Annotated in this window: 18 protein-coding genes; 17 read left to right on the top strand and 1 reads right to left on the bottom strand. The window is 53.1% G+C overall.

What is annotated here, in order from left to right; all coding sequences use genetic code 11:
* Positions 1–40 precede the first annotated feature (40 nt).
* Positions 41–835, bottom strand: a complete 795-nt coding sequence (map, locus tag OVA10_RS20530; RefSeq protein WP_102104629.1) for a type I methionyl aminopeptidase — start codon at positions 833–835, stop codon at positions 41–43.
* 322 nt (positions 836–1,157) lie between these two features.
* On the opposite strand from map, the gene rpsB reads away from it, so the two are divergent.
* The 17 genes from rpsB to accA all read left to right on the top strand — a co-directional run bounded on the left by rpsB (position 1,158) and on the right by accA (position 20,615).
* Positions 1,158–1,883, top strand: coding sequence for a 30S ribosomal protein S2 (rpsB, locus tag OVA10_RS20525; protein ID WP_100777560.1), 726 nt, complete (start codon positions 1,158–1,160; stop codon positions 1,881–1,883).
* A gap of 121 nt (positions 1,884–2,004) precedes the next feature.
* Complete coding sequence (gene tsf, locus OVA10_RS20520; RefSeq protein WP_100777559.1) at positions 2,005–2,856, top strand: translation elongation factor Ts; 852 nt, start codon at positions 2,005–2,007, stop codon at positions 2,854–2,856.
* A gap of 149 nt (positions 2,857–3,005) precedes the next feature.
* Positions 3,006–3,731, top strand: coding sequence for a UMP kinase (pyrH, locus tag OVA10_RS20515; RefSeq protein WP_100777558.1), 726 nt, complete (start codon positions 3,006–3,008; stop codon positions 3,729–3,731).
* A 170-nt stretch (positions 3,732–3,901) separates the two neighbouring features.
* Entirely contained in the window at positions 3,902–4,459 is a 558-nt protein-coding gene (gene frr / locus OVA10_RS20510; RefSeq protein WP_095280841.1) for a ribosome recycling factor, read from the top strand.
* Positions 4,460–4,557: 98 nt separating this feature from the next.
* Positions 4,558–5,760, top strand: coding sequence for a 1-deoxy-D-xylulose-5-phosphate reductoisomerase (gene ispC / locus OVA10_RS20505; protein WP_181827357.1), 1,203 nt, complete (start codon positions 4,558–4,560; stop codon positions 5,758–5,760).
* Positions 5,761–5,941: 181 nt separating this feature from the next.
* On the top strand, positions 5,942–6,700 hold the full coding sequence (gene ispU / locus OVA10_RS20500; RefSeq protein ID WP_100777556.1) for a (2E,6E)-farnesyl-diphosphate-specific ditrans,polycis-undecaprenyl-diphosphate synthase: 759 nt from the start codon (positions 5,942–5,944) through the stop codon (positions 6,698–6,700).
* 12 nt (positions 6,701–6,712) lie between these two features.
* A complete protein-coding gene (gene cdsA / locus OVA10_RS20495) occupies positions 6,713–7,570 on the top strand; it encodes a phosphatidate cytidylyltransferase (protein ID WP_107702222.1) in 858 nt (285 codons plus the stop codon).
* Positions 7,571–7,581: 11 nt separating this feature from the next.
* Complete coding sequence (gene rseP, locus OVA10_RS20490) at positions 7,582–8,934, top strand: sigma E protease regulator RseP (RefSeq protein ID WP_123429459.1); 1,353 nt, start codon at positions 7,582–7,584, stop codon at positions 8,932–8,934.
* A 31-nt stretch (positions 8,935–8,965) separates the two neighbouring features.
* Positions 8,966–11,383, top strand: a complete 2,418-nt coding sequence (bamA, locus tag OVA10_RS20485) for an outer membrane protein assembly factor BamA (RefSeq protein ID WP_102104632.1) — start codon at positions 8,966–8,968, stop codon at positions 11,381–11,383.
* A gap of 122 nt (positions 11,384–11,505) precedes the next feature.
* Positions 11,506–12,000 carry a molecular chaperone Skp gene (gene skp, locus OVA10_RS20480; protein ID WP_100777552.1) on the top strand — a complete coding sequence of 165 codons (495 nt, stop codon included), beginning with the start codon at positions 11,506–11,508 and terminating at the stop codon, positions 11,998–12,000.
* Between the two features lie 3 nt (positions 12,001–12,003).
* Positions 12,004–13,029, top strand: a complete 1,026-nt coding sequence (lpxD, locus tag OVA10_RS20475; protein ID WP_100777551.1) for a UDP-3-O-(3-hydroxymyristoyl)glucosamine N-acyltransferase — start codon at positions 12,004–12,006, stop codon at positions 13,027–13,029.
* Positions 13,030–13,133: 104 nt separating this feature from the next.
* Positions 13,134–13,589, top strand: a complete 456-nt coding sequence (fabZ, locus tag OVA10_RS20470) for a 3-hydroxyacyl-ACP dehydratase FabZ (RefSeq protein ID WP_007373234.1) — start codon at positions 13,134–13,136, stop codon at positions 13,587–13,589.
* Positions 13,590–13,592: 3 nt separating this feature from the next.
* Entirely contained in the window at positions 13,593–14,381 is a 789-nt protein-coding gene (gene lpxA / locus OVA10_RS20465) for an acyl-ACP--UDP-N-acetylglucosamine O-acyltransferase (RefSeq protein ID WP_100777550.1), read from the top strand.
* The gene (lpxB, locus tag OVA10_RS20460) at positions 14,381–15,529 is read left to right on the top strand and encodes a lipid-A-disaccharide synthase (protein ID WP_123429458.1); all 1,149 of its coding nucleotides are present in this window, start codon (positions 14,381–14,383) and stop codon (positions 15,527–15,529) included. The genes lpxA and lpxB overlap by 1 nt, the downstream gene beginning before the upstream one ends.
* On the top strand, positions 15,526–16,122 hold the full coding sequence (gene rnhB / locus OVA10_RS20455) for a ribonuclease HII (RefSeq protein WP_123429457.1): 597 nt from the start codon (positions 15,526–15,528) through the stop codon (positions 16,120–16,122). Before lpxB ends, rnhB begins: the two co-directional genes overlap by 4 nt.
* Positions 16,123–16,160: 38 nt before the next feature.
* Positions 16,161–19,643: a DNA polymerase III subunit alpha gene (gene dnaE / locus OVA10_RS20450; protein ID WP_123429456.1), complete on the top strand. Its 3,483-nt coding sequence runs from the start codon at positions 16,161–16,163 to the stop codon at positions 19,641–19,643.
* A 12-nt stretch (positions 19,644–19,655) separates the two neighbouring features.
* Positions 19,656–20,615 carry an acetyl-CoA carboxylase carboxyl transferase subunit alpha gene (accA, locus tag OVA10_RS20445; protein WP_100777546.1) on the top strand — a complete coding sequence of 320 codons (960 nt, stop codon included), beginning with the start codon at positions 19,656–19,658 and terminating at the stop codon, positions 20,613–20,615.
* The last annotated feature ends 45 nt before the right edge of the window (positions 20,616–20,660 follow it).

Below are 20,660 nucleotides of genomic sequence, written 5' to 3'. Positions count from 1 at the left end.
GCTATAGCCATTAAAAAAGCCGGCATTTGCCGGCTTCTTATCATTCGTTGTGCGAGAGTATCGCCGGGATGGTGTCATCCTTTCGCAACGTCATAATTTCGCAGCCGTTGTCTGTTACCACAATAGTATGCTCGTACTGCGCAGACAAGCTTCTGTCTTTGGTTTTTACCGTCCAGCCATCTTTCATGGTACGGATGCGGTAGTCGCCGGAGTTCACCATCGGTTCGATAGTGAAGGTCATGCCTTTTTGCAGCACCACACCGCCGTCATCCGCATCGTAATGCAGAACCTGCGGCTCTTCGTGGAACACGCGGCCAATGCCGTGACCGCAGTATTCGCGCACGACGGAGAAACCTTCCGCTTCCACGAATTTCTGGATCGCGGCACCAATGGTACGCAGGCGGATGCCCGGCTTAACCATTTTCAGCGCCAGGTAGAGGCTCTCCTGGGTGATGCGGCACAGACGCTCACCGAGGATGGTCGGTTTGCCGACGATAAACATTTTGGAGGTGTCGCCGTGATACTCGTCTTTGATGACGGTCACGTCGATGTTGACGATGTCGCCATCTTTCAGCAACTTCTCGTCATCCGGAATACCGTGACACACCACTTCATTAATAGAGATGCAGACGGATTTCGGGAAACCGTGATAGCCGAGGCAGGCAGAGACCGCGTGCTGCTCGTTGACGATATAGTCGTTACAGATGCGATCCAGTTCGCCGGTGCTGACGCCCGGTTTGATGTACGGTTCGATCATTTCCAGCACTTCAGCGGCCAGACGACCGGCGACGCGCATCTTTTCAATTTCTTCAGGGGTCTTAATAGAGATAGCCATGTAATCTGTCCATCGGTGTCGATTTTTTCGACAATACTAGTCTAAGTGTTGTCAATGGTACCAGTCTGGAGCGTTGCCTGCCAAATTGAGAATCATTAACAGCACACACCGCCAACAATTATTGGTTTATGGTGGCGTTTTGTGGTATAAAGCGCGCCGGACTTCCGATCCATTTGTAATACACAAGATGGACCAGAGGCGACAACTCTCACATTGTGTAAATAACACACACGTATCGGCACATATTCCGGGGTGCCCTTCGGGGTCGGTAATATGGGATACGTGGAGGCATAACCCCAACTTTTAAATAGAGGTTTTAAACATGGCAACTGTTTCCATGCGCGACATGCTCAAGGCTGGTGTTCACTTCGGTCACCAGACCCGTTACTGGAACCCGAAAATGAAGCCTTTCATCTTCGGCGCGCGTAACAAAGTTCACATCATCAACCTTGAGAAAACTGTACCAATGTTCAACGAAGCCCTGGCTGAGCTGAACAAGATCTCTTCCCGTAAAGGTAAGATTCTGTTCGTTGGTACTAAGCGCGCTGCAAGCGAAGCTGTGAAAGAAGCTGCAAACAGCTGCGATCAGTTCTTCGTGAACCATCGCTGGTTGGGCGGCATGCTGACCAACTGGAAAACTGTTCGTCAGTCCATCAAGCGCCTGAAAGATCTGGAAACCCAGTCTCAGGACGGTACTTTCGATAAGCTGACCAAAAAAGAAGCGCTGATGCGTACTCGTGAGCTGGACAAGCTGGAAAACAGCCTGGGCGGCATCAAAGACATGGGCGGTCTGCCAGACGCTCTGTTCGTTATCGACGCTGATCACGAGCACATCGCAATCAAAGAAGCTAACAACCTGGGTATCCCGGTATTCTCTATCGTTGATACCAACTCCGATCCGGACGGCGTTGACTTCGTTATCCCGGGTAACGACGATGCAATCCGTGCTGTTAGCCTGTACCTGAGCGCTGTTGCTGCTACCGTTCGTGAAGGCCGTTCCCAGGATCTGGCTTCCCAGGCGGAAGAAAGCTTCGTAGAAGCTGAATAATAAGGTTCTGTCCCTTATTTAGTACCGTGTATAAATAGGGGCCTCTATCTGGCCCCTTTTTCACTTTTAAGCCTGTCTGGTTTCTTAAACCGGGCAGGACATCTCTCCCGAGGATTAAAGAATGGCTGAAATTACCGCATCCCTGGTAAAAGAGCTGCGCGAGCGTACTGGCGCAGGCATGATGGATTGCAAAAAAGCGCTGACTGAAGCGAACGGCGACATCGAGCTGGCAATCGAAAACATGCGTAAATCCGGCGCAATCAAAGCGGCGAAAAAAGCAGGTAACGTTGCAGCTGACGGCGTGATCATCACTAAGATCGACGGCACCTACGGCATCATTCTGGAAGTTAACTGCCAGACTGACTTCGTCGCTAAAGACGGCGGTTTCCAGGCTTTTGCAAACAAAGTACTGGACGCAGCGGTTGCTGGCAAAATCACTGACGTTGACGTTCTGAAAGCACAGTTCGAAGAAGAACGTGTTGCTCTGGTTGCTAAAATCGGTGAGAACATCAACATCCGTCGTGTTGCAGCACTGGAAGGCGACGTTCTGGGTTCATACCAGCACGGCGCACGTATCGGTGTTCTGGTTGCGGCTAAAGGCGCTGACGAAGAGCTGGTTAAACAGCTGGCTATGCACATCGCTGCAAGCAAGCCAGAATTCGTGAAACCAGAAGACGTGTCTGCTGAAGTAGTAGAAAAAGAGTACCAGGTTCAGCTGGACATCGCCATGCAGTCTGGCAAGCCTAAAGAAATCGCAGAGAAAATGGTTGAAGGCCGCATGAAGAAATTCACCGGCGAAGTTTCTCTGACTGGCCAGCCTTTCGTTATGGATCCAAGCAAATCTGTTGCTCAGCTGCTGAAAGAGCACAACGCTGACGTAACTGGCTTCATCCGCTTCGAAGTGGGCGAAGGCATCGAGAAAGTTGAAACTGACTTCGCAGCAGAAGTTGCTGCAATGTCCAAGCAGTCTTAATGATTGCGAAGGAGCCGCCTGAGGGCGGCTTCTTTTTGCCCCTCATGTGTAAATCAGACAGAGCCCTCTGGTTTCTGTACTGATAAGCGGCATACTATGTCGCCAGAATTAACCCCCATCTTAATCGTTGACAGTCTCAGGAAAGAAACATGGCTACCAATGCAAAACCCGTGTACAAACGCATTCTGCTTAAGCTGAGTGGCGAAGCACTGCAGGGAACGGAAGGCTTCGGTATTGACGCAAGCATTCTTGACCGCATGGCACAGGAAATCAAAGAACTGGTTGAACTGGGTATCCAGGTTGGCGTAGTTATTGGCGGTGGCAACCTCTTCCGTGGCGCTGGTCTGGCGAAAGCGGGTATGAACCGCGTTGTGGGCGACCACATGGGTATGCTGGCAACCGTGATGAATGGCCTGGCGATGCGTGATGCGCTTCACCGTGCCTATGTGAACGCCCGCCTGATGTCCGCTATTCCGTTGAATGGCGTATGTGATAACTACAGCTGGGCAGAGGCGATCAGCCTGCTGCGCAATAACCGCGTGGTGATCCTCTCCGCCGGTACCGGTAACCCGTTCTTTACGACCGACTCCGCAGCGTGCCTGCGCGGGATCGAGATCGAAGCAGACGTGGTGCTGAAAGCCACCAAAGTCGACGGCGTGTTTACTGCCGATCCAGCAACCGATCCGACTGCGACCATGTATGATCAGCTGAGCTACAACGAAGTGCTGGATAAAGAGCTGAAAGTGATGGATCTTGCCGCCTTTACGCTGGCTCGTGACCACAAATTACCGATTCGTGTTTTTAACATGAATAAGCCTGGTGCACTGCGTCGCGTAGTGATGGGCGAAAAAGAAGGCACTTTGATCACGGAATAATTTCCGTTGACGACAAATACAGGTAAGATTCCGCATTACTTTTGTAGTGGGTTTGTTACCTGGACGCGCCTTTGGCGTTGTCATGAATTAAACGCGACTATACTTAGCACACCTATAGCGGCTGTGCTGGCGGATAGTCTGCCTGAGACTAGTGTTCAAGGATTCGTAACGTGATTAACGACATCAGAAAAGATGCTGAAACACGCATGGAAAAATGCGTAGAAGCGTTCAAAAACCAAATCAGCAAAGTGCGTACTGGTCGTGCTTCCCCAAGCCTGCTGGATGGCATTGTAGTGGAATACTACGGTACCCCAACTCCGCTGCGTCAGCTGGCGAGCGTAACGGTTGAAGACACCCGTACCCTGAAAATCAACGTTTTCGATCGTTCATTGGGCCCGGCTGTTGAAAAAGCCATCATGGCTTCCGATCTGGGTCTGAACCCAAGCTCTGCGGGCACTGATATCCGCGTTCCGCTGCCTCCACTGACAGAAGAACGCCGTAAAGAGCTGATCAAAGTCGTGCGTGGCGAAGCTGAAGGCGCTCGCGTTGCCGTGCGTAACGTGCGTCGTGATGCGAACGATAAAGTGAAAGCGCTGCTGAAAGAGAAAGAAATCAGCGAAGATGACGATCGTCGTTCTCAGGACGACGTGCAGAAAATGACTGACGCTGCGATCAAGAAAGTTGACGCGGCGCTGGCAGATAAAGAAGCGGAACTGATGCAGTTCTGATTTCTGACGTCATCTGATAAAACGCCGTTCAGAAAGTCCTGTGACTTTGCTGGCGGCGTTTTGCTTTTATATGGTCTAACTTTTCTTCCGGGCATCTCATGAAGCATTTAACTCTTCTCGGCTCGACCGGCTCTATCGGTTGCAGCACTCTCGACGTTGTTCGTCACAACCCTGACCAGTACACGGTAATCGCCCTCGTGGCCGGTAAGAACGTGCAGCGCATGGTTGAACAGTGTCTGGAGTTTACTCCCCGCTATGCGGTGATGGATGACGAGGAAAGTGCTCGCCAGGTCAAAACGTTACTGACAGAGAATGGCAGTCGCACTGAGGTTTTAAGTGGTCAGCAGGCCGCATGCGAAATGGCTGCGCTAAGTGACGTGGACCAGGTCATGGCGGCCATCGTGGGGGCAGCGGGTTTACTGCCAACGCTTGCTGCTATCGATGCCGGTAAGACGGTACTGCTGGCAAATAAAGAGTCGCTGGTGACCTGCGGCCGCCTGTTTATGGAAGCCGTGAAAGCGCGAGGTGCGCGACTTTTGCCGGTAGATAGCGAACATAACGCGATTTTTCAGAGTTTACCGCAACCTTTTCAGGAAAACCTGGGGTACGCTTCACTTGAGCAGAATGGCGTGGTGTCAATTTTGCTTACCGGGTCTGGTGGCCCATTCCGTGAAACGCCGCTGTCTGAACTGGCCGCAATGACGCCCGATCAGGCCTGTCGGCATCCGAACTGGTCGATGGGACGAAAAATCTCCGTCGATTCCGCCACTATGATGAACAAAGGTCTGGAATACATTGAAGCTCGCTGGTTGTTTAATGCATCGGCGAAACAGATGGAAGTGCTGATCCACCCGCAGTCGGTGATTCACTCGATGGTGCGCTATCAGGACGGTAGCGTGCTGGCGCAACTGGGCGAACCGGACATGCGCACGCCTATCGCCCATTCGATGGCGTGGCCGAACCGTGTAGTCTCAGGGGTAAAACCGCTCGACTTTTGCAAAATCAGCTCACTGACTTTCAGCGAGCCTGACTACGATCGCTACCCTTGTCTGAAACTGGCGATGAACGCCTTCGATCAGGGACAAGCAGCGACTACCGCGCTCAATGCCGCCAATGAAGTGACCGTTGAGGCATTTCTGAATCAGCACATCCGCTTTACGGATATCGCGGCACTCAATCTTTCGGTGCTTGAAGCGATGGATTTGCGTGAACCGCAGAGCGTGGAAGAAGTGCTGGCAGTCGATGCGCAAGCGCGCGTCGTTGCACGCGAACAAGTGACGCGTCTCGCAAGCGGGCGATAATCCACCCACGAGTCGTCGTGCTATTTGTTAGCGTTGGGCTTCGGTGATATAGTCTGCGCCACCTGATCGCTGGTATTTGACGTAAAGTGGTCAGGTAAGCCGTGGTTTACACGGCTTTTTTGTGGAAAGGCTTCAGTATTCCTGAGTACCGTTAAATCCTTTCAGGGACTAAAAACGCGTTATGTTGTCTGCGAATCAACCAATAAGCGAAAACTTGCCAGCTCATGGCTGTCGCCATGTAGCAATCATCATGGATGGCAATGGCCGCTGGGCGAAAAGACAAGGGAAGATACGAGCCTTTGGGCATAAAGCTGGGGCGAAATCTGTTCGCCGCGCCGTATCTTTTGCCGCCAATAACGGCATTGATGCGTTAACGCTCTATGCTTTCAGCAGTGAAAACTGGAATCGACCGCCGCAGGAAGTGACTGCGTTGATGGAATTGTTTGTGTGGGCGCTCGACAGCGAAGTAAAAAGCCTGCACCGCCACAACGTCCGCTTGCGCATTATCGGTGATACCAGTCGTTTCAACTCACGTCTGCAGGAACGCATTCGTAAAGCGGAAGCGGTGACCGAAAACAATACCGGTCTGACGCTCAATATCGCGGCGAATTACGGTGGACGTTGGGACATTATCCAGGGTGTTCGGCATCTGGCTGAGCAAGTTCAGGAAGGGCTGTTAAGACCCGACCAAATTGATGAAGAGGCGCTGGGTCAGCAAATCTGCATGAACGAACTGGCACCTGTGGATTTGGTTATTAGGACAGGGGGAGAACATCGAATCAGTAACTTTTTGCTTTGGCAAATTGCCTATGCCGAACTTTACTTTACGGATGTTCTTTGGCCCGATTTTGATGAACAAGACTTTGAAGGTGCGCTGAATGCCTTTGCCAATCGTGAGCGTCGCTTCGGCGGCACTGAGCCAGGCGCCGAAAAAGTCTGATGGGGGTAGCTTTTGCTGAAGTATCGCCTGATTTCCGCTTTTGTATTAATACCCATCGTTATCGCGGCGCTGTTTTTACTGCCACCGGTGGGATTTGCCATTGTCACGCTGGTGGTGTGTATGCTCGCCGCGTGGGAATGGGGGCAGCTTAGCGGCTTTACTTCGCGCACTCAGCGGGTATGGCTAGCTGTACTCTGTGGCCTGTTACTGGCGCTGATGCTGTTGTTGTTGCCTGAGTATCATCACAATATCCATCAGCCATTGATTGAGGGTTCCCTGTGGGCCTCGCTGGGCTGGTGGGTTGTCGCATTGCTGCTGGTGCTTTTTTATCCCGGCTCTGCAACATTCTGGCGCAACTCTAAAACGCTGCGCCTGATTTTCGGCCTGCTCACAATTGTTCCTTTTTTCTGGGGTATGCTTGTGCTGCGTGTCTGGCACTACGACGACAACCACTACAGCGGCTCACTGTGGCTGCTCTATGTGATGATTCTCGTCTGGGGTGCTGACTCCGGGGCCTATATGTTTGGTAAACTCTTTGGCAAACATAAACTGGCGCCGAAAGTGTCGCCTGGCAAAACCTGGCAGGGGTTCATCGGCGGTCTGTTTACGGCGGCGATTATCTCCTGGGGATATGGCGTGTGGGCGAATCTTGACGTCGCACCGACCACGCTGCTGATTTGTTCTATTTTTGCCGCACTGGCGTCCGTTCTTGGGGATTTAACCGAGAGCATGTTCAAGCGTGAAGCAGGGATCAAAGACAGCGGTCACCTTATCCCAGGACATGGTGGAATACTGGATCGCATCGATAGCCTGACGGCTGCGGTACCGGTCTTCGCATGCCTGTTGTTGCTGGTATTTGGCACGATTTAACGGAAGGTTTTATGCTGAGCATCCTATGGAATCTGGCGGCGTTCATTGTTGCACTTGGTGTACTCATCACTGTGCACGAATTTGGCCATTTCTGGGTTGCGCGGCGTTGCGGTGTGCGGGTCGAGCGTTTTTCGATTGGCTTCGGTAAAGCGCTTTGGCGTCGCACTGATCGCCATGGTACTGAGTTTGTCATCGCGCTGATCCCGCTCGGCGGCTACGTGAAAATGCTGGATGAGCGCGTAGAGCCTGTTGCGCCTGAGATGCGACACTACGCCTTCAACAACAAAACCGTCGGCCAGCGCGCCGCCATCATTGCTGCCGGTCCGGTAGCGAACTTCATCTTCGCCATCTTCGCCTATTGGCTGGTGTTTATCATCGGTGTCCCTGGTGTTCGTCCGGTTGTTGGTGAAATAAACGCCAACTCCATCGCCGCGACGGCGCAAATTGCACCAGGGATGGAACTTAAAGCGATCGATGGTATCGAAACCCCTGATTGGGAAGCTGTCAGGCTGCAATTGGTTTCTAAAATCGGCGATGATCAGACCACCATCACTGTTTCACCCTTTGGTGCCAGTCAGCGTCAGGACAAAGTCCTCGATTTGCGTCACTGGGCGTTTGAGCCAGATAAAGAAGATCCGGTTGCGGCATTGGGCATTCGCCCACGCGGTGCGCAGATCGAACCGGTGTTAGCTGAAGTGCAGGCTGATTCAGCGGCGAGTAAAGCAGGTTTGCAAGCGGGCGACAGGATCGTTAAAGTCGATGGTCAACCGTTAACACAATGGATGACGTTTGTTATTCTGGTGCGCGATAATCCTGGCACACCGCTGGCAGTTGAGATCGAACGACAGGGGAGTCCGCTCTCCTTGACGCTAATCCCGGACACCAAGCCGGGCGGTGGTAAGGCAGAAGGATTTGCGGGCGTAGTGCCCAAAGTGATACCGCTGCCAGATGAGTACAAGACAATACGCCAGTATGGGCCGTTCAGCGCCATCCTTGAAGCCACGGATAAAACATGGCAACTGATGAAGCTGACGGTCAACATGTTGGGGAAATTGATTACCGGTGACGTAAAACTGAACAACCTCAGTGGGCCGATTTCTATCGCTCAAGGGGCTGGGATGTCAGCGGAATTCGGGGTGATTTACTATCTCATGTTTCTCGCGCTCATTAGCGTGAACCTCGGGATAATCAACCTGTTCCCGCTTCCCGTATTAGACGGGGGGCATCTGCTGTTTTTAGCGATCGAAAAGCTAAAAGGTGGACCGGTATCCGAGCGAGTTCAAGACTTTAGTTATCGCATTGGCTCGATACTGCTAGTGCTGTTAATGGGGCTTGCGCTTTTCAATGATTTCTCTCGGTTGTAAGAGAGATAGTTAGGAAGAATGCATAATAACGATGGCGATGAAAAAGTTGCTCATAGCGTCGCTGCTGTTTAGCAGCGCAACCGTATACGGTGCTGAAGGTTTCGTAGTGAAGGATATTCATTTCGAAGGTCTTCAGCGTGTCGCCGTCGGTGCGGCCCTCCTCAGTATGCCAGTTCGCCAGGGCGACACGGTTAATGATGAAGATATCAGTAATACCATTCGTGCACTGTTTGCCACTGGCAACTTTGAGGACGTTCGCGTCCTGCGCGATGGTGATACGCTGCTGGTTCAGGTGAAAGAACGCCCGACGATTGCCAGTATCACTTTCTCCGGTAACAAATCGGTGAAAGACGATATGCTCAAGCAAAACCTTGAAGCATCTGGTGTTCGTGTGGGTGAATCTCTGGACCGCACAACCCTGTCCGACATCGAAAAAGGACTGGAAGATTTCTACTACAGCGTCGGTAAGTACAGCGCGAGCGTCAAAGCCGTTGTCACCCCGCTGCCGCGTAACCGCGTCGATCTGAAACTCGTCTTCCAGGAAGGCGTTTCAGCGAAGATCCAGCAGATCAACATCGTGGGCAACCACGCGTTCAGTACGGACGAGCTGATCTCTACCTTCCAGCTGCGCGATGAAGTGCCGTGGTGGAACGTAGTCGGCGATCGTAAATACCAGAAACAGAAGCTGGCGGGCGATCTCGAAACCCTGCGTAGCTACTATCTGGACCGCGGTTATGCCCGTTTCAACATTGACTCTACTCAGGTCAGTCTGACTCCGGACAAGAAAGGTATCTACATTACGGTTAACATCACTGAAGGCGATCAGTACAAGCTTTCCGGTGTTGAAGTAAGCGGAAACCTGGCGGGTCATTCCGCTGAGATCGAGAGTCTGACCAAGCTTGCACCGGGTGAACTGTATAGCGGCGCGAAAGTAACCAAAATGGAAGACGGCATTAAAAAGCTGCTCGGCCGTTATGGTTATGCCTACCCGCGCGTACAGACTCAGCCAGAAATCAACGACACGGATAAAACCGTTAAGCTCCACGTTAACGTGGATGCGGGTAACCGTTTCTATGTGCGTAAAATTCGCTTTGAAGGTAACGATACCTCCAAAGACTCCGTACTGCGTCGCGAAATGCGCCAGATGGAAGGCGCATGGTTGGGCAGCGACCTCGTTGACCAGGGTAAAGAGCGTCTGAACCGTCTGGGTTACTTCGAAACGGTCGATACCGATACACAGCGCGTATCAGGCAGCCCGGATCAGGTAGACGTGGTTTACAAGGTGAAAGAGCGTAACACCGGTAGCTTCAACTTCGGCGTGGGTTACGGCACCGAAAGTGGCGTGAGCTTCCAGGTGGGCGTTCAGCAGGATAACTGGTTAGGTACGGGTTATTCCGTTGGTATCAACGGTACCAAGAACGACTACCAGACCTATTCCGAGTTCTCTGTCACTAACCCATACTTCACCGTTGACGGTGTGAGCCTGGGCGGTCGTATTTTCTATAACGACTTTAAAGCAGACGATGCGGACCTGTCCTCGTACACCAACAAAAGTTACGGTGTGGATGGCACGCTTGGCTTCCCGATTAACGAATACAACACCCTGCGTGCTGGTTTAGGTTACGTGCATAACGACCTGTCCAATATGCAACCGCAGGTGGCAATGTGGCGTTATCTGGACTCTATCGGTCAGTCGGCGAGCACCTCCAGCGACAACAACGGTTTCGCTGCAGATGACTTCACCTTCAACTACGGTTGGACGTATAACCGCCTTGACCGTGGTTTCTTCCCGACAGCGGGTTCTCGCGTCAACCTGAACGGTAAAGTGACCGTTCCGGGTTCTGATAACGAGTTCTACAAAGTTACGCTGGACACGGCGTCTTACTTCCCAATTGATGAGGATCACAAGTGGGTTGTGCTGGGTCGTACACGTTGGGGTTACGGTGATGGCTTAGGTGGCAAAGAGTTGCCATTCTATGAGAACTTCTATGCCGGTGGTTCCAGCACAGTACGTGGTTTCCAGTCCAATAACATTGGTCCGAAAGCGGTGTACTACGGCGGCAACGACTCTGATAACTGTGATAAGAAGTCTTCGTCAGAAGTCTGTAGCTCTGATGACGCGGTGGGCGGTAACGCCATGGGCGTCGCCAGCCTGGAGATCATTACGCCTACGCCGTTCATCAGCGATAAGTATGCGAACTCTGTGCGTACCTCGTTCTTCTGGGATGCGGGTACCGTGTGGGATACCAACTGGGATAACACTGCTCAGATGAAAGCAGAAGGTGTGCCGGATTACAGCGATCCGAGCAACATTCGCATGTCTGCAGGTATCGCATTACAATGGATGTCACCGTTGGGGCCGTTGGTCTTCTCCTACGCCCAGCCGTTTAAGAAATACGATGGAGACAAAGCGGAACAGTTCCAGTTTAACATTGGTAAAACCTGGTAATTATCCGTTGCAATGGAATGCGTTGGCAGTGTAGCGCTGACAACCGGCGATCGCATAGACGATCGCCTTGCCACGCAAAGAACGGTACCTTCGGGTACCAATGGGATGGTAAGGAGTTTATTGTGAAAAAGTGGTTATTAGCTGCAGGTCTGGGTTTGGCAATGGTGACTTCTGCTCAGGCAGCGGACAAAATTGCAATCGTCAACATGGGTAATCTTTTCCAGCAGGTAGCCCAGAAAACGGGTGTTTCTGCGACTCTGGAAAACGAATTCAAAGGCCGTGCTGGTGAACTGCAAGGTATGGAAAACGATCTTCAGTCCAAAATGCAGCGTCTGCAGCGTGATGGTTCTACCATGAAAGCGAGCGACCGTAGCAAGCTGGAAAAAGACGTAATGGCACAGCGTCAGACTTTCTCTCAGAAAGCACAGGCTTTCGAGCAGGATCGTCAGCGTCGTTCTAACGAAGAGCGTGGCAAACTGGTAACTCGTATTCAGTCTGCTGTGAAAGCTGTTGCAGCCGATCAGAACATCGATCTGGTTGTTGATGCGAATGCCGTTGCTTTCAACAGTAGCGATGTGAAAGACATCACTGCTGATGTACTGAAACAGGTTAAATAAGTAATGCCTTCAATTCGACTGGCTGATCTCGCTCAGCAGTTGGATGCAGAATTACACGGTGATGGCGATATCGTCATCACCGCTGTTGCGTCCATGCAATCTGCTAAAGCAGGCACAATAACGTTCATGGTAAGCCCGAAGTACCGTGAGCACCTGGCTCAATGCCAGGCGTCTGCTGTCGTTCTGACGCAGGACGACCTTCCGTTTGCCACGACAAGCGCACTGGTAGTAAAAAATCCCTACCTGACTTACGCGCGTATGGCTCAAATTCTTGATACCACGCCGCAGCCGGCGCAGAACATTGCTGCCAGTGCAGTTATTGATCCGACGGCGAAGCTGGGTAATAACGTTGCAATTGGCCCGAACGCCGTTATCGAATCCGATGTTGTTCTCGGTGATAACGTGGTGATTGGCGCGGGTTGTTTCGTGGGTAAACAGACTAAAATTGGTGCAGGCTCCCGTTTGTGGGCCAATGTGACCGTCTATCATGAGATCGAAATCGGCGAAAATTGCCTGATCCAGTCCAGTACCGTGATCGGTTCGGATGGGTTTGGTTATGCCAACGATCGTGGTAACTGGATTAAGATCCCTCAGCTCGGCCGGGTAATTATCGGCGATCGCGTTGAGATCGGCGCATGCACAACGATTGACCGCGGTGCCCTCGACGACACCATCATTGGTAATGGTGTTATCATTGATAACCAATGTCAGATTGCGCATAACGTTGTGATTGGCGACAATACAGCTGTTGCAGGTGGCGTGATCATGGCAGGCAGTCTGAAAATTGGCCGTTACTGCATGATCGGTGGTGCCAGCGTGATCAATGGGCATATGGAAATATGCGACAAGGTCACGGTGACAGGCATGGGTATGGTGATGCGTCCTATCACTGAGCCTGGTGTCTACTCCTCCGGCATTCCGCTGCAACCGAACAAAGTGTGGCGTAAAACCGCTGCTCTGGTGATGAACATTGATGATATGAGCAAGCGTCTCAAAGCGATTGAGCGCAAAATCGATCAACAAGACTAAACGTTCATCCCTATAACGCTAAATTTCCCGGCCTGTCGGCTTTCTTATAAACCGGCAGGCCGTGTTATTATTGCTATTCAGTAAATTTTGACAGGAAGAGTATTTTGACTACCGACACTCATACTCTGCATATTGAAGAGATTTTAGAGCTTCTGCCGCACCGCTACCCGTTTTTGCTGGTAGATCGTGTGCTGGATTTTGAAGAAGGTCGTTTTCTGCGCGCAGTGAAAAATGTCTCTGTAAATGAGCCATTCTTCCAGGGACATTTCCCTGGTAAACCTATCTTCCCGGGTGTGTTGATCCTGGAAGCGATGGCACAGGCTACCGGTATTCTGGCGTTTAAAAGCGTCGGTAAACTGGAGCCAGGTGAACTGTATTACTTCGCGGGTATTGATGAAGCGCGCTTTAAGCGCCCAGTCGTGCCTGGTGATCAGATGATCATGGAAGTGACTTTTGAAAAAACGCGCCGTGGCCTGACGCGCTTCAAAGGCGTTGCGCTGGTTGACGGCAAAGTTGTTTGCGAAGCGACCATGATGTGTGCGCGTAGCCGGGAGGCCTGATACGTGATTGATAAATCCGCCTTTATTCATCCAACCGCCATTGTGGAAGAGGGCGCCGTAATTGGTGCTAACGCCCACATTGGTCCTTTTTGTATTGTCGGACCCCATGTCGTTATTGGCGAGGGTACCGTACTGAAATCTCACGTGGTGGTGAATGGTCATACGACTATTGGCCGCGATAATGAGATCTATCAGTTTGCCTCCATTGGCGAAGTGAACCAGGATTTGAAATATGCTGGCGAACCGACCCGTGTGGAAATCGGCGATCGCAACCGCATTCGCGAAAGCGTCACCATTCATCGTGGCACAGTACAGGGTGGTGGATTGACGAAGGTGGGCAGCGACAACCTCTTTATGGTCAACGCGCATATCGCGCACGACTGTACTGTGGGCAGCCGCTGTATCCTCGCCAACAACGCAACGCTGGCAGGACACGTATCGGTTGACGATTTCGCAATCATTGGCGGCATGACCGCAGTCCATCAATTCTGCATCATTGGTGCACACGTGATGGTCGGCGGTTGCTCCGGTGTGGCGCAGGATGTCCCACCGTATGTGATTGCGCAGGGTAACCATGCGACGCCGTTTGGCGTCAACATTGAAGGTCTCAAGCGTCGTGGCTTTAGCCGCGAAGCGATTACCGCGATCCGCAACGCGTATAAACTGTTGTACCGTAGCGGCAAAACGCTGGAAGAGGCCAAGCCAGAAGTTGCAGAGCTGGCAGAACAGCACCCTGAAGTGAAAGCGTTCACCGAGTTCTTTGAACGCTCAACTCGCGGTCTGATCCGTTAATGGTCGACAATCGTCCATTAACGATAGCCCTGGTCGCCGGAGAAACCTCCGGCGATATTCTTGGTGCTGGTCTTATCCGCGCACTCAAGGCTCGCGTACCTAATGCCCGCTTTGTCGGCGTGGCAGGCCCGCTGATGCAGGCCGAAGGCTGTGAAGCCTGGTACGAAATGGAAGAGCTGGCGGTGATGGGCATTGTTGAAGTGCTAGGCCGTTTGCGCCGCCTGCTGCACATCCGCGCCGATCTTACCCGTCGTTTTACCGATCTCAAACCCGATGTGTTCGTCGGGATCGATGCCCCTGATTTCAATATTACCCTCGAAGGGAACCTGAAAAAGCAGGGTATCAAAACGATCCACTACGTCAGTCCGTCCGTCTGGGCGTGGCGACAGAAACGTGTTTTCAAAATAGGCAGATCGACCGATCTGGTGCTTGCTTTTCTGCCTTTCGAAAAAGCGTTTTACGATAGATTCAATGTTCCTTGCCGCTTTATCGGCCATACCATGGCAGACGCCATGCCGCTGGATCCGGATAAAAACGCGGCGCGCGATATTCTTGGCATTCCGCACGACGCCCACTGTCTGGCCCTGTTGCCGGGGAGCCGCGGTGCTGAAGTGGAAATGCTCAGTGCCGATTTCCTGAAAACGGCGCAAATCCTTCGCCAGACTTACCCCGATCTTGAAGTCGTTGTGCCGCTGGTAAACGCCAAACGCCGCGAGCAGTTCGAACGTATCAAAGCCGAAGTGGCCCCTGATCTGCACATCCACCTTCTGGATGGTAAAGGCCGCGAGGCGATGTTCGCCAGCGACGCTGCGCTGCTGGCCTCGGGAACTGCGGCGCTGGAATGCATGCTCGCGAAATGTCCGATGGTAGTGGGTTATCGCATGAAGCCGTTCACCTTCTGGCTGGCGAAACGTCTGGTGAAGACGGATTATGTCTCATTACCTAACCTGCTTGCCGGGCGCGAGCTGGTGAAAGAGTTACTGCAGGATGAGTGTCAGCCTCAGGCATTAGCTGACGCGCTGCTGCCCTTGCTGGCAGACGGCAAAACCAGCCATCAGATGCATGACACTTTCCGGGAGTTGCATCAGCAGATCCGCTGTAATGCCGATGAGCAGGCGGCTGATGCGGTGCTGGAGTTAGCAAAATGATGGAATTTGTTTACCCTCACACGCACCTGGTTGCGGGTGTGGACGAAGTCGGACGCGGTCCGCTGGTGGGTGCGGTAGTGACCGCTGCCGTGATCCTCGATCCGGCTCGCCCGATTGTCGGGCTGAACGACTCAAAAAAGCTTTCTGAAAAACGCCGCCTGGCGCTGTTCGATGAGATCAAAGAAAAAGCGCTGGCGTGGAGCTTAGGCCGCGCCGAGCCAGAAGAGATCGACACGCTGAACATTTTGCATGCCACGATGCTGGCAATGCAGCGTGCCGTCGCCAGGCTGAATATTGTCCCTGAATATGTGCTGATCGACGGAAACCGCTGTCCTGCGCTGCCTATGCCGTCGATGGCGGTGGTGAAGGGCGATAGCCGTGTGGCTGAAATCAGCGCAGCGTCTATCATTGCCAAAGTCACGCGCGATGCCGAAATGGCCGCGCTGGACCTCACCTTTCCCCAGTATGGCTTTGCCCAGCACAAGGGGTATCCAACCGCTTTCCATCTGGAAAGACTGGCTGAACACGGCGCAACTGAACATCATCGGCGCAGTTTTGGTCCGGTGAAACGCGCACTGGGACTGGTGTCCTGAATCAATACGCAAGTAATTAAGTAACGCGGAATCTGAAGATGGCTGAACCACGTTTCGTACACCTGCGGGTGCATAGCGACTACTCCATGATTGATGGGCTGGCGAAGACCGGGCCGCTGGTAAAAAAGGCGGCCTCCCTTGGCATGCCTGCGCTGGCGATCACCGATTTCACCAACTTATGCGGTCTGGTGAAGTTCTACGGAACGGCGCACGGCTCCGGCCTGAAGCCGATTGTCGGCGCGGATTTTCACGTCCAGTGCGATTTGATCGGCGATGAACTGACGCAGATTTCCGTGTTAGCCATGAATAACACCGGCTACCAGAATCTGACGCTGCTGATTTCCCGCGCCTACCAGCGCGGCTACGGCGCGGCGGGTCCGTGGATCGACCGCGAGTGGCTTGCAGAGCTTAACGAAGGCTTACTGCTGATCTCCGGTGGCCGCCTGGGCGATGTGGGCAAAAGCCTGCTGCGCGGCAACAGCGCGTTGGTGGATCAGTGCGTTGCATTTTATGAAGAACACTTCGCGGATCGTTTCTATCTTGAGCTGATCCGCACCGGTCGTCCTGATGAAGAGAGCTATCTGCATGCGGCGGTGGCCCTTGCGGAAGAACGCGGTCTGCCCGTCGTCGCGACCAACGACGTGCGTTTCCTTGAGCCTGGCGACTTTGATGCGCACGAGATCCGCGTGGCCATCCACGATGGTTTTACTCTCGACGACCCCAAGCGTCCGCGTAACTATTCGTCGCAGCAGTACATGCGCAACGAAGACGAAATGTGTGAGCTGTTTGCCGACATTCCGGAAGCGCTGGAAAACAGCGTCGAAATTGCCCGCCGTTGTAACGTCACTGTTCGTTTAGGCGAATACTTCCTGCCGCAATTCCCGACCGGTGATATGACCACCGAAGATTTCCTCGTGGTGAAATCGAAAGAGGGTCTGGAAGAGCGTCTCGAATTCCTGTTCCCGGATCCGGCCGAACGCGCCGAAAAACGCCCGGCCTACGATGAGCGCCTGGATATTGAACTCCAGGTGATCAACCAGATGGGGTTCCCCGGCTACTTCCTGATCGTTATGGAGTTTATCCAGTGGTCGAAGGATAACGGCGTGCCGGTAGGCCCTGGGCGTGGTTCCGGTGCGGGTTCACTTGTCGCCTACGCGCTCAAAATCACCGACCTCGATCCGCTGGAATTCGACCTGCTGTTTGAACGTTTCCTTAACCCGGAACGTGTTTCGATGCCCGACTTCGACGTTGACTTCTGCATGGAGAAACGCGACCAGGTGATTGAGCACGTCGCGGACATGTACGGTCGTGACGCGGTATCGCAGATTATTACCTTTGGTACGATGGCGGCGAAAGCGGTTATCCGCGACGTGGGCCGCGTGCTCGGCCATCCGTACGGTTTTGTCGATCGCATCTCCAAACTGGTGCCACCCGATCCAGGTATGACGCTGGCGAAAGCCTTTGAAGCGGAACCTCAGCTGCCGGAAATCTACGAAGCTGACGAAGAGGTGAAAGCGCTGATCGACATGGCGCGCAAGCTGGAAGGTGTCACGCGTAACGCCGGTAAACACGCCGGTGGCGTGGTCATCGCGCCGACTAAAATCACCGATTTTGCCCCGCTGTATTGCGATGAATCAGGGCAACATCCGGTCACCCAGTTTGATAAGAACGACGTAGAGTACGCGGGCCTGGTGAAGTTCGACTTCCTTGGTTTGCGAACGCTCACTATCATCGACTGGGCGCTGAAGATGATCAACCCGCGCCGGGCCAAACAGGGCCTGGAGCCGATTGATATCGCCGCCATCCCGCTCGATGACAAGAAAAGCTTCGACATGCTGCAGCGCTCGGAAACCACAGCGGTATTCCAGCTTGAATCGCGCGGCATGAAAGATCTGATTAAACGTCTTCAGCCCGACTGCTTCGAAGATATGATCGCACTGGTGGCCCTGTTCCGTCCGGGGCCGTTGCAGTCAGGGATGGTAGATAACTTTATCGACCGTAAGCATGGTCGCGAAGAGATCTCTTACCCTGACGTCCAGTGGCAGCACGAGTGTCTGAAACCCGTTCTTGAGCCAACCTACGGCATTATCCTGTACCAGGAACAGGTGATGCAGATTGCTCAGGAGCTTTCCGGCTACACCCTTGGCGGCGCGGATATGCTGCGTCGTGCAATGGGTAAGAAAAAGCCGGAAGAGATGGCCAAGCAGCGCGGCACCTTTGAAGAGGGGGCGAAAAGCCGTGGCGTTGACGGTGAGCTGGCGATAAAAATCTTCGACCTGGTAGAGAAATTCGCCGGTTACGGATTTAACAAATCGCACTCTGCTGCTTATGCGCTGGTTTCGTATCAAACCCTGTGGCTGAAAGCGCACTACCCGGCAGAATTTATGGCGGCCGTCATGACCGCCGATATGGATAACACCGAGAAAGTGGTCGGCCTGGTCGACGAATGCTGGCGCATGGGGCTGAAAATCCTGCCTCCGGATATTAACGCCGGGATGTACCATTTCCACGTCAACGACGACGGCGAAATTGTCTACGGGATTGGCGCCATCAAAGGCGTAGGCGAAGGCCCAATCGAAGCCATTATCGAAGCGCGTAATAATGGCGGTTACTTCCGCGAGCTTTTCGATCTCTGTGCCCGTACCGATACCAAAAAGTTGAACCGCCGGGTGCTGGAAAAACTGATTATGTCCGGGGCGTTTGACCGCCTCGGGCCGCATCGCGCAGCGCTGATGAATTCCCTCGGCGATGCGTTGAAAGCCGCCGATCAGCACGCAAAAGCGGAAGCGATCGGCCAGGCGGATATGTTTGGCGTGCTGGCAGAAGAGCCTGAGCAAATTGAGCAATCATATGCCAACTGCCAGCCGTGGCCGGAACATACGGTGCTGGAAGGGGAGCGTGAGACGTTAGGGTTGTACCTGACGGGGCACCCGATCAACCAGTATCTGAAAGAAATTGAGCGCTATGTCGGAGGCTACAGGCTAAAAGACATGCATCCGACAGAACGTGGTAAAATGACCACGGCGGCGGGGCTCGTCATTGCTGCGCGGGTTATGGTCACCAAGCGCGGTAATCGCATCGGCATCTGTACGCTGGATGACCGTTCCGGGCGGCTGGAGGTGATGTTATTCACCGAAGCGCTGGAAAAATACCAGCATTTGCTGGAAAACGACCGCATACTTATCGTCAGCGGACAGGTCAGCTTTGATGACTTCAGCGGCGGGCTTAAAATGATGGCCCGTGAAGTGATGGATATTGACGAAGCCCGGGAAAAATATGCTCGCGGGCTTGCTATCTCGCTGACGGACAGGCAAATTGATGACCAGCTTTTAAACCGACTCCGTCAGTCTCTGGAACCCCATCGATCGGGGACCATTCCAGTACATCTCTATTATCAGAGGGCGGATGCACGCGCGCGGTTGCGCTTTGGTGCAACGTGGCGTGTCTCTCCGAGCGATCGTTTACTTAACGATCTCCGTGGCCTCATTGGTTCGGAGCAGGTGGAACTGGAGTTTGACTAATACAGGAATACTATGAGTCTGAATTTCCTTGATTTCGAACAGCCGATTGCAGAGCTGGAAGCGAAAATCGATTCTTTGACAGCGGTAAGCCGTCAGGATGAAAAACTGGATATTAACATCGACGAAGAAGTGCATCGTCTGCGTGAAAAAAGCGTAGAACTGACGCGCAAAATCTTTGCCGATCTCGGCGCATGGCAGATTGCCCAGCTGGCTCGTCATCCACAGCGCCCGTACACCCTGGATTATGTCCGCCTGGCGTTTGATGAATTTGACGAACTGGCTGGCGATCGCGCTTATGCTGACGACAAAGCCATTGTTGGCGGTATCGCTCGTCTGGATGGTCGCCCGGTGATGATCATTGGTCATCAGAAAGGCCGTGAAACCAAAGAGAAAATCCGTCGTAACTTTGGGATGCCAGCGCCGGAAGGCTACCGTAAGGCCCTGCGCCTGATGGAAATGGCAGAGCGCTTTAACATGCCTATCGTGACCTTTATCGACACCCCGGGTGCATACCCAGGTGTTGGTGCAGAAGAGCGCGGTCAGTCTGAAGCTATCGCACGTAACCTGCGTGAAATGTCGCGTCTGTCCGTTCCGGTGATTTGTACCGTGATCGGTGAAGGCGGCTCCGGTGGCGCACTGGCTATCGGCGTGGGCGATAAAGTGAATATGCTGCAATACAGCACCTATTCCGTTATCTCCCCTGAAGGCTGTGCCTCCATTCTGTGGAAGAGTGCAGACAAAGCGCCGCTGGCAGCGGAAGCAATGGGTATCATCGCACCACGTCTGAAAGAGCTGAAACTGATCGATACCGTGATCCCAGAACCACTGGGTGGCGCGCACCGTAAGCCGGAGGTGATGGCCGCTTCCCTTAAGGCGCAGCTGCTGGCTGACCTGGCCGATCTCGATGTGCTGAGCAAAGAAGACCTGCTCAACCGTCGCTATCAGCGCCTGATGAGCTACGGTTACGCGTAAGTTGCACACATAAATCTTAAAAGCCGCACACTGTTGCGGCTTTTT

The sequence above is a fragment of the Lelliottia sp. SL45 genome (genome assembly GCF_026672535.1).
In the GTDB taxonomy this organism is placed as follows: Bacteria; Pseudomonadota; Gammaproteobacteria; order Enterobacterales; family Enterobacteriaceae; genus Enterobacter; species Enterobacter nimipressuralis.
This window is presented reverse-complemented; position numbering and strand designations above follow the sequence as displayed.